Origin of the sequence: Myroides sp. N17-2, assembly GCF_002286775.1 — a bacterium.
GTDB lineage: Bacteria > Bacteroidota > Bacteroidia > Flavobacteriales > Flavobacteriaceae > Flavobacterium.
This window is the reverse complement of the sequence record NZ_NSGJ01000080.1, coordinates 1-9,071: the sequence shown is the minus strand read 5'-3', so window position 1 is coordinate 9,071 and position 9,071 is coordinate 1. Positions and strand designations below refer to the sequence as shown.

Below are 9,071 nucleotides of genomic sequence, written 5' to 3'. Positions count from 1 at the left end.
ATTTAATGCCAAAATTAAAGCATTCAGGGCTCAATTTAGAGGAGTAAGAGATATTGACTTCTTCTTATACAGATTGACTAAACTTTATGCATAAACACAACTTTTGAGATTGATCCACTTTAACCCTAAACGAAACAGCTTATTAAGAACAGGCACTCTGTTTAACCCAGAATCAGTGATAGGCAGATAAACGAAAAGTAATTATACAAGATAGATCTGAATTAGTGATTTCAGCATACTATAGTATGGTTATAGAGCTAATGAAAGAACTATGAAGTAGAATTGCTTTGTAGTATTTGGCTAATGCTGATTCTGGGTTTAATAAGAAGATCGTATAACAGAAAAAAGCTCCACTAAGGAGTTTTTTCTATTATATCTTAAGGTTTATATATATTCATTGCTTCATTATAGATCGGACTATCTATATGTAAGAAGTTTAATACACTGTGGAACACATGCTGTTGTGATAATTCCTTATTGGGTTTAAGGGTTCTAGAGTCTTTTGAAACCCAAACAATAAAAGGTATCTCATACTGTTCTTTTGGTGCAAAACTCATTGGAACGCCATGCATATACAGATTTTTCTCTCCTAAAGACTCCCCATGATCAGAGACAAACAACATAGAACTCTTATAATCACTCAGTTCACTTAGATCTTCTATTACCTTATTAAGGATATAATCTGTATAAACGATCGTATTATCATAAGCATTCATCAGCTCCTCTTTACTACAGTTCGCTAATTCCACACTGTTACACACAGGACTAAATACTTCAAATTGAGCAGGGTATTTCTTATTATAAGTAGGTCCATGACTTGTACTTGTGTGTAAGATTACAAGGATTTTATTCTTTTTACTCGCTTGAATTTCTTCTTTTAATCCTGCTAGTAATACTTCATCATATTCTGTATTTTCTTCTGTTGCTTTTTGCTTAAGAATATCTCTATCTTGATATTTTTCAATATGTACAGGAGGTTCACCCCAGTTCGTTGTTCTCCAGATTACTTCTACATCATTGCGATATAAATAATTTGGTAGTATCTCGTATAAATCATTTGTTGGTTCATGCTCTAAGATACACTTCACTCCTGCTGTTGTATATGTAGCACATGAAGTAGCATCAAAGTGATACAGATTCTCTACTTTAGATAGTAATGGGTTTGTATTTTTAGGATATCCATATAGAGAAAAATTCTCTTTTCTAGCAGATTCTCCTATTACTAAGACCACTACTGACTTCTCTTGATCTCTAATTGTAGCATCAGGTAGCAAGATCTCCTTCTTGTTTTTCTGTGCGTCATGTATAAAGTATAAAGATGTATTCACACTATAAGACCATGGCATTGCCAATCCTCCTAATTGTTTAGAGTATTTATCTATCCATAGCCAATTACTTGCATTAGCAAAAGCAAGTATCAACATAAATAATAAGGTAAGTGAACTTACGGCACCAAATCTCTTTAAGCTTTCAGGAACTAACTTAACCTTGTAAATATAAATACTAGGTAGAACTCCTATTATAATAAAGTATAACACTAATTTGATTGAAAAGAAACTACTCGATTCTTCAAAGTTAGTATTAAAGACATTGCTAATCATACTTTCATCAACTATAGCATTATAGGTATTGACAAAATAAACGGCAATAGCATTAATAATGAACGATAGAATAAGTAAGAATTTACCAAGATAGCGATGTATAGATAAGAACAGATAGAATGCAAAGAAGTTAGCTGCCACCATCAATACAACTAAACTTGTAATCAAAAAAACTCCGTTTAAACTCAATGATTCTAGGTTATCCAACACAAATCTAAAAAAAGAAAAGTGACACAACAATAGAAGTAAAACGCTCATTATTAAAGCAAAACGACTTGTTTTAACTTGTTTTTTTAACATACAGTTTAGTGATTTTAATTAGTGTAATAATTAAGCTGATAAATGATAGGTAATAAACTACTAAGTTTCTCTCCATTATCCTATGGACGAGCAAGATACTACAAACAAAAAACAAAACAATAAACACAGGGTAATACTTTCTATTGTGTATCCATTGCCAGAACCCGTAGTTCTTAGCGATTAAGGTTCCTATAATACCACAGACATAGCCCACTAAGCTTCCTACGATTACGTCTAACGGATAATGTGCACCTACAGCTACACGCGTAAAAGCAAAAACTAATCCCGTTAAAATAATCAATATATAGAACCCTACCTTATACCTTTTATTAGAGGGCATAAAAGCAAACATCAAGACTGTTAGTATGGTAAAAACAGTAATAGAATGTCCTGAAGGAAAACTATTAGAAGCTGCTAATCGCTCACCTACAATAAAAAAAGTATGATTATCAAAAGATGCTGCAGGTCTAGGTATCGAAAATACGTTCTTAATCACTACTGTGAATAGGAGTGAAAATAATGATCCTGTTATTAAGGCTTCCCATAGCTTAGGTGTATAGACAAATAAGATACTTAATAAAGACAAAAATACTAATGCATCCCCTGCTTGTGTTAGATTATATACTACCGTAGGATAGCATCCTACATGGTGATTTATGTATAAAAAACTACTGCGATTAACTTCTATATACCCTTTTACAGATAACGAATTTGAAAGAAATAAACCGAACCCTATTGTCCCTATTATAAATAAGGGAAGTAAGAGTAGCAATGGTTTGATCTTGCAATAATTATTATTAACGATTTGGTTCATTTCCTAGCTGAATAATAGTTGGTAACATTGAAATAACATTCTCTTAAACGTTACATAATACGTTTATTGTATTATTATACGTTTTTATATATAATGAGTCTATTTTTAATTAAAAAACCTTAATATGGTTTTATTTTTCGGCTCAAATGTATAAATATTTTAATTAAACGATATAAACTCAATATTATTATTATACAATTATTTTTAAGCAAACTTTAACAGCTTGTAATACAACTAATTCAAGTAAACGAAAGAATTATACGTAAGATAAAACATCTATCAACCCTTACTCTAACAGGCTTTATCATTATCACCTTACTTAAAAACAACTACATAACTATTTTAATGAATTATGTATTAGTAATAGTATCTTATGACTATAGATAAGATATAAGACCATTAATGAGTTCAATCAGAATAGTTAAAATGATTAACACTTAGCTTGTTCCGTTCTGAAGTGCAATATTATCACTTTGAGTTTGGTTATAAATGTCATTGATATAATATGAAGGTCAGATAACACAATAGTGTTTTTTAGGAGAAAAAACACGTAATTAGTTATTAATCAGTGTGTATATAAATATTATGACTTTATCTATTTCATTTACATATAACATAAATGGCATTAGTAAGATCTATTCATAAATTTGTAGCCTATAATAAACTATTTCCAACGTTTATGAGACCAAAGCCATAATGACGGATTCTCTTGTATACTTAGCTCTAACTTTTTGGCAAAAGATCTAGAGATTTCACCTTTTTTGGTTAGTGAAGCCTCTTCACAGATTGTTTCTATAGAAAGGTGCCAACGCTGATAATCTAAAGGAGTAATCTCTCCATAGACAACATAAGCATTAAGCTTTTGAGCTATTTGCTCTGCTCCTGTATAGAGATAAGTTTGTTGATTTAAGAATTCTACTTTTGTCCCCTTATTCTTACCAGGGAACTGATCTGCTACAAATACGGTTAGGTTGCAACTGTTTTTTTCTTTTAACAACGTACGCAATGCCTGCTGAGCAGGGATCAGACGCAGTCCATGTCTCTCTCTAATAGACTTCATCACACAGTTCCAAAACTTATTAGCTAATGGCTTATATAAGGCTTGTATCCTGATATCTGTTGATAAAGGAAGCTGTTTCATTAGCTCCCAATTACCATAATGACCTAAGATTAAGATGATATTTCTATTTTCTAATTTGATTGTATTGAGTAGAGTGACTGCGTCTTCTGTAAGAGATAATATCTTCTTCTTAACAAATAAGCTTTCATAGAACACCCTACCTAAATTGCGATAAAAGCCTCTATGATAATGAGAAACCTCCTGATAAGTAGCTAGAGGAAATGATCTAGCGATGTTTTGAGTCGAGACCTTACAGCGGTAACGCATCACTTGACTGAGGAAAAAACCAATACTGTTATAGACTAATTGCATGATTAAGGGGGATTTAGATAACTATTTTTTCTACTAAAGAGCAAATGTAGCTAGCCAATATCTAAACAATAAAAGTCTTTGATTAGTGGTATGTCTGCTTTGATTAACGGTAAAGTAGGTTTTAGAAGTTATTTAAGCCAACCTATCTAAAAGCATCCTTTTTTTATGTATATTTGCACTGTAATAGGCTTTAAATCAACACACTCATATTGAGATATTCTTCCAATTTAAAGTCTAGGACATTCCTCAAAAAAGAAAGCACAAACCACAGCTTTTTAAAATTTTATTTCAAAAATTTAACAATTATTTTAACGCCTTAAAAAAGGCAGGAAGGCAGTGTTTATGCGGTGTTACTCGCAACTTGTTCGGGGCTTCTTCGGAAAAAGACCCTGTTTTCCGAACCTCTTGCGAAGGAGTCCCGAACAACTCCCAACTAAACCCCTGCTAAGTCTTGGTGTCACAGGGTTCAAGCGATGTTTAAATTCATCAAAAAACAACTAAATGTTAAAAAATTAACAAGCTGTGATTTGTCCGATTTTAACAAATATTATAGACTTTTTTTATTCTCAAAATGAGGTGTTTTTGTTTTATAGGGCTATAGAAGTATATTAACACTTAGCTCTTTATATAAGATATATGGAAGTTTATATAATTTAAAATAATCAGATGAAGTATATTTTATAGTACTCTAAGTAGCACTAAAGAAGAGAATACTTAAGAAAGAAATATATTATAACTAGATACTAGTATTTGTTAGATCTGAACAAGTATAAGGAAGAATCCAAAAGAACATGTATTGTATTAGAAGATATCTAATATTCTAATGAGAATAGGCTATCCATAGTTATGGAAAGGCTGATATGTATAAATCAAAAAAAGCCAGAGCAGATGCTCTGGCTTCTCTATATTCTATTAAGTTAATACTTAGTTTTTTCCTAAGAATATTTGGAATCCTAAAGATAAACCTAGACCGTTATGTGCAGAAGCACTAGCCACGTTAGATTTACTGTAGTTATATCCAACAATAGCTTCTAAAGCTACGTTACGAGATACGAAGTGAGAATACCCTGCGTTTATGTTAAAAGCAAAAGAAGTATCACTTTTATCTCCAACTTCAGCACCAGAAAGACCTATAGCACCTTGTCCAAAGAATCTACCTGTAGCACTAGCTCCTTCAGGAAAGTAGTAACGTGCAAATGGCATTACTTTATAACTCCATACATTATCACCATCTTTTACAGTTTGAAGACCTGCACCCACTTCAAGACCAACTGCTATACCATCAGAGATAAAGTATCCAGCTCTTGGAGTTACATTAATATTAAAACTTTCTTCTTCAAAACTGTATCCTGTAGACCCTAAAGCACCACCAACCATCCAGTTACCTTTTTTAATAGGAGTATCTCCTACTTTAGCAGATAATTTTGGAGTTTCAACGTTCACCTGTGCAGTTGTAGTTAATAATCCACCAACTAACAATGCTGCCAATAAAGTAATCTTTTTCATAATTTTTACTGTTTTATTTTTAATTCATTTACTAGACTTATTTTATACTGTCTAACTAAGGCTAATTTAACTAAAATAAACAATATTATTGCTGTTTTTTCAATAATTCTTGCTTTAGCCTAAGAAAATCTAAATTTGAACTCACTAAATTTTCAATAAAATATAACCTAGCTTCTTCAATATCAATAAAATCTAGATATTTATACCAACTATCTGTTTCTAGAATTTCTTTGATCTTAGTAATGCGCTTTGCAGTTTCAGATGCATTTCTAAACACATAGTTTGTATCATTAAGACAACCTTTATGTTTAAAAGTCACATATTTTTCTTCCCGATTTACAATAATCACATATAATGGTTTCTCTTCATCGTTAGGAAAGAAGCTGTCCCAAGTCGCGTAGGCTAAGCAATAAACACTGTTCTTATGTTCCTCAGCTACTAACTTCCATCGGCAGTTAGCTGCTCTACCCCAGTGATTTGCATATCTAGCTACCCCCTTCTCATCGTAGTAATACATACTTCCTGTCTTACTTTTATAATCAGGTTTTCTGCCTTCAATAAATGACTCAGATATTTCTTGCCATTCACAGTAAGTATGTTTAAAAAAATTGTGTCTTCCGTATTTTTTCATTCTAATTCTAGTCGTTCTAGTTGTTGAAGTTTACTTCTGTTTCCTTATTTAGGATCGTAATCCCCTGTTCGATCATCTCTTTTTTAGCATGTAGTAATCCTTCTGCACTTATCGGTTTTGTCGCAAAGTCTAGAAAATAGGTTTTGATACCTGCTTGATTTGCGTCTTTAGCGCTAAAATAGACGCAAAACTCTGCCGCTAACCCACATACATATACTTCTGTTACATCTTTGTCTTTAAGGTATCCTAATAGCCCAGTGCTGTTCTTCTGATCATTATCATAGAACCCACTATATGAATCTACCTCTACATTCATTCCCTTTCTAAAGACAGCTGCTACCTTATTACTATTCCATTCAGAAGTAAACTCGGCACCTTTTGAGCCTTGAACGCAATGGTCTGGCCATAGTACTTGAGAAATGCCATTTAAGTCTATCAAATCAAATACATTATGATTAGGATGTTGAGTAGCAAAACTTTTGTGATTAGCAGGATGCCAGTCTTGTGTTGCGATAACTAAGTCAAATTGATTTTGGATTCTATTTATAATAGGGATAATCTCATCACCGTGTGCCACTGCTAAGTTTCCACCTGGTAAGAAATCATATTGTAAGTCTACTACGAGTAATGCTCTCATTCTGATAGTTATTTTGTGTTGAATAGCAAAAATACTAAAAGTAGATGAATTCTCGGAGTAACTAAGATTAGTTAAAAGAGTCTTATAAAGAAATTATTGCTTAAACATAGGCTGTATAAATTATAGTTTATTTCGTTTGTATAATTTATGATAATTGAGTCAAAAAAATATTTACATTTATCGCCTTTACAAAAATAAACACAAACGAAAAACCATTAAAAAAACAAATGAAACAACTTTTTAAACTCTTATTTTTTACAACTGTAATGCTCGTTACAAGTTGTAAAGCATCACAAAAAGAAAAGGATAACTACTCTACTAAAATAGATAGCTTGATACAAGCTACAGTTCCGCGAAATTTTAATGGTGTGGTATATATCCAGCAAAATGGAAAAGAGAAATATGCAAAGGCGTATGGTTATTCTAATTTCGACACTAAGGTGGCTCTCAAGATAAATGACAACTTCTCTACTATGTCTATCGCAAAGCAGTTTACAGCAGCACTTATCTTACAGCAAGTAGAGAAAGGAACAATAGATCTAAACACTCCGATCAGAAAATACTTACCTGATTTTAAATATGCTTGGGCAGATACTATTACAGTTCATCAATTACTAAATAATACTTCAGGGTTATATAGTGAAAACCTAGATAAGCCTTTAAAATTCGAACCAGGAACAGCGTTTAGTTATTCAAATATCGGTTATTATGTAGCTGGACTAGTTCTTGAAAAACAAAGTGGTAAAAGCTTTGAATCATTAGTAACTGCACTATTCAAAAGCTGTGGAATGAATAATAGCTACTATCCTAATAAGAGTACTTTGCTAACTAAAGGACATACTATTAAAAAAGATGGCACATATAAACTAAATGAAAACTCAGATTTTGATCCAGAGAATTACTTTGGTAGTCATCTAATAGTTACTGCTCCGGACTTAGCAAAATGGAATGAACAGATCCATAATGGCAAAGTGCTAGAGCCTGCTACTTATAAAATGATGACAAGTTATACTATAACTGATCAACACCAACTATTTAGTGAAGACCCTATAGGATATGGATATGGTCTGAGAATTAATGATAAAGACAAAATATATGAAATCGGGCATACAGGTTTTCATCCTAGTGAAGGTTTTACAGCAGTAAATCTATATTATCCTCAAACTAAAACAAGTGTAATAATAATGGAGAATGTAGCGAATGAGAACTTTGATATAGCCTATTATTTTGAACAAGAAATTAGAACGATTGTTAAACAAAGTAATCTTTTAAAATAAATGAGTCACAAATATTATATTATTACAGTATTACTTCTTTTTAGCTTTATTGGTTGCCAAGCCAAGAAAAAAGGACAGAATAAGGAAATTGAAAAGGATTATATTTTCTTTATTCACAATAAATTTTTGGAGGAAAACCCTGATGGAACCTATTCTGACACTTATGGCGTGACTGTTAACTATAAGGGTATAGTAGAGTCTTATAAGAATGATGGCTTTGTGGTCTTTAGTGAGAAAAGACCTGCAGAAACTAATGAACAAGATTATGCTAGAAAAGTTGTATCTCAAATAGACAGCCTGATCAGTAAAGGGATTAAACCAAACCATATTACAGTTATAGGTACTTCTAAAGGGGGCTATATCGCACAGTTTATATCTACATTCGCTAAACAACCAGATATGAACTTTGTATTCATTGGTAGTTTTCAAGATGAGGATATTGAAAGATTGCCAACTATTAATTTTTGTGAAAACATCTTGACTATTTATGAAAAGTCAGATGTATTCGGCGTATCGGCTACAAAGCGAAAAGAAACATCAAAGTTAAAGATCAATGAGTTTAAAGAAATAGAATTGAATACAGGATTAAAACACGGCTTCTTATATATAGCTTCAGATCTATGGATAAAACCAAGCAAGATGTGGGCTAAAAGAAACTATCAATTAGTAGAACAATAAAATAAGGGGACTGAGAGTCAATCTAAAGTTTTGGGAAGAAGGTTTGAGATAATATAATTACTTAATAATGGAAGTAAATCGGATCAATCTCAAAAGTTGTGTGTGAATTAAAAACTACAGATCTTTGTAATGATAAATAATAAACGTGGAAAACTATATTGAGTTTATAAAAATGATTTTACCTGAGTTTTTAGT

Annotated in this window: 8 protein-coding genes and 1 pseudogene; 3 read left to right on the top strand and 6 right to left on the bottom strand. The window is 31.9% G+C overall.

The annotated features are described in order from the left end of the window. Nucleotides 1-94, top strand: a pseudogene (locus CF599_RS20020) (transposase); the annotation flags it as partial. 283 nt (nucleotides 95-377) lie between these two features. On the opposite strand, the gene eptA reads toward CF599_RS20020, so the two are convergent. The 6 genes from eptA to pncA form a co-directional block, all read right to left on the bottom strand. Continuing rightward, the gene (gene eptA / locus CF599_RS18945) at nucleotides 378-1,901 is read right to left on the bottom strand and encodes a phosphoethanolamine--lipid A transferase EptA (RefSeq protein ID WP_121967486.1); all 1,524 of its coding nucleotides are present in this window, start codon (nucleotides 1,899-1,901) and stop codon (nucleotides 378-380) included. Further along, nucleotides 1,882-2,715, bottom strand: a complete 834-nt coding sequence (locus CF599_RS18940; RefSeq protein ID WP_121967485.1) for a phosphatase PAP2 family protein — start codon at nucleotides 2,713-2,715, stop codon at nucleotides 1,882-1,884. The genes eptA and CF599_RS18940 overlap by 20 nt, the downstream gene beginning before the upstream one ends. A 664-nt stretch (nucleotides 2,716-3,379) precedes the next feature. Continuing rightward, nucleotides 3,380-4,147 (bottom strand): lysophospholipid acyltransferase family protein, encoded by a 768-nt coding sequence (locus tag CF599_RS18935; protein ID WP_121967484.1) that lies wholly within the window; start codon nucleotides 4,145-4,147, stop codon nucleotides 3,380-3,382. Nucleotides 4,148-5,071: 924 nt separating this feature from the next. After that, complete coding sequence (locus CF599_RS18930) at nucleotides 5,072-5,653, bottom strand: outer membrane beta-barrel protein (RefSeq protein WP_121967483.1); 582 nt, start codon at nucleotides 5,651-5,653, stop codon at nucleotides 5,072-5,074. 85 nt (nucleotides 5,654-5,738) lie between these two features. Then, a complete protein-coding gene (locus CF599_RS18925; protein WP_121967482.1) occupies nucleotides 5,739-6,284 on the bottom strand; it encodes a hypothetical protein in 546 nt (181 codons plus the stop codon). 16 nt (nucleotides 6,285-6,300) lie between these two features. Then, the gene (gene pncA, locus CF599_RS18920; protein ID WP_121967481.1) at nucleotides 6,301-6,921 is read right to left on the bottom strand and encodes a bifunctional nicotinamidase/pyrazinamidase; all 621 of its coding nucleotides are present in this window, start codon (nucleotides 6,919-6,921) and stop codon (nucleotides 6,301-6,303) included. Nucleotides 6,922-7,148: 227 nt separating this feature from the next. Here pncA and CF599_RS18915 point away from each other — a divergent pair, with 227 nt between their 5' ends. Continuing rightward, nucleotides 7,149-8,198, top strand: a complete 1,050-nt coding sequence (locus CF599_RS18915; RefSeq protein WP_121967480.1) for a serine hydrolase — start codon at nucleotides 7,149-7,151, stop codon at nucleotides 8,196-8,198. Continuing rightward, a complete protein-coding gene (locus CF599_RS18910) occupies nucleotides 8,199-8,876 on the top strand; it encodes an alpha/beta hydrolase (RefSeq protein WP_121967479.1) in 678 nt (225 codons plus the stop codon). Nucleotides 8,877-9,071 lie beyond the last annotated feature (195 nt).

Excerpts from the sequence above, each read along its gene's own strand:
- eptA (WP_121967486.1), bottom strand. The coding sequence starts at position 1,901 with ATGTTAAAAAAACAAGTTAAAACAAGTCGTTTTGCTTTAATAATGAGC.
- CF599_RS18940 (WP_121967485.1), bottom strand. The coding sequence starts at position 2,715 with ATGAACCAAATCGTTAATAATAATTATTGCAAGATCAAACCATTGCTA.
- CF599_RS18935 (WP_121967484.1), bottom strand. The coding sequence starts at position 4,147 with ATGCAATTAGTCTATAACAGTATTGGTTTTTTCCTCAGTCAAGTGATG.
- CF599_RS18930 (WP_121967483.1), bottom strand. The coding sequence starts at position 5,653 with ATGAAAAAGATTACTTTATTGGCAGCATTGTTAGTTGGTGGATTATTA.
- CF599_RS18925 (WP_121967482.1), bottom strand. The coding sequence starts at position 6,284 with ATGAAAAAATACGGAAGACACAATTTTTTTAAACATACTTACTGTGAA.
- pncA (WP_121967481.1), bottom strand. The coding sequence starts at position 6,921 with ATGAGAGCATTACTCGTAGTAGACTTACAATATGATTTCTTACCAGGT.
- CF599_RS18915 (WP_121967480.1), top strand. The coding sequence starts at position 7,149 with ATGAAACAACTTTTTAAACTCTTATTTTTTACAACTGTAATGCTCGTT.
- CF599_RS18910 (WP_121967479.1), top strand. The coding sequence starts at position 8,199 with ATGAGTCACAAATATTATATTATTACAGTATTACTTCTTTTTAGCTTT.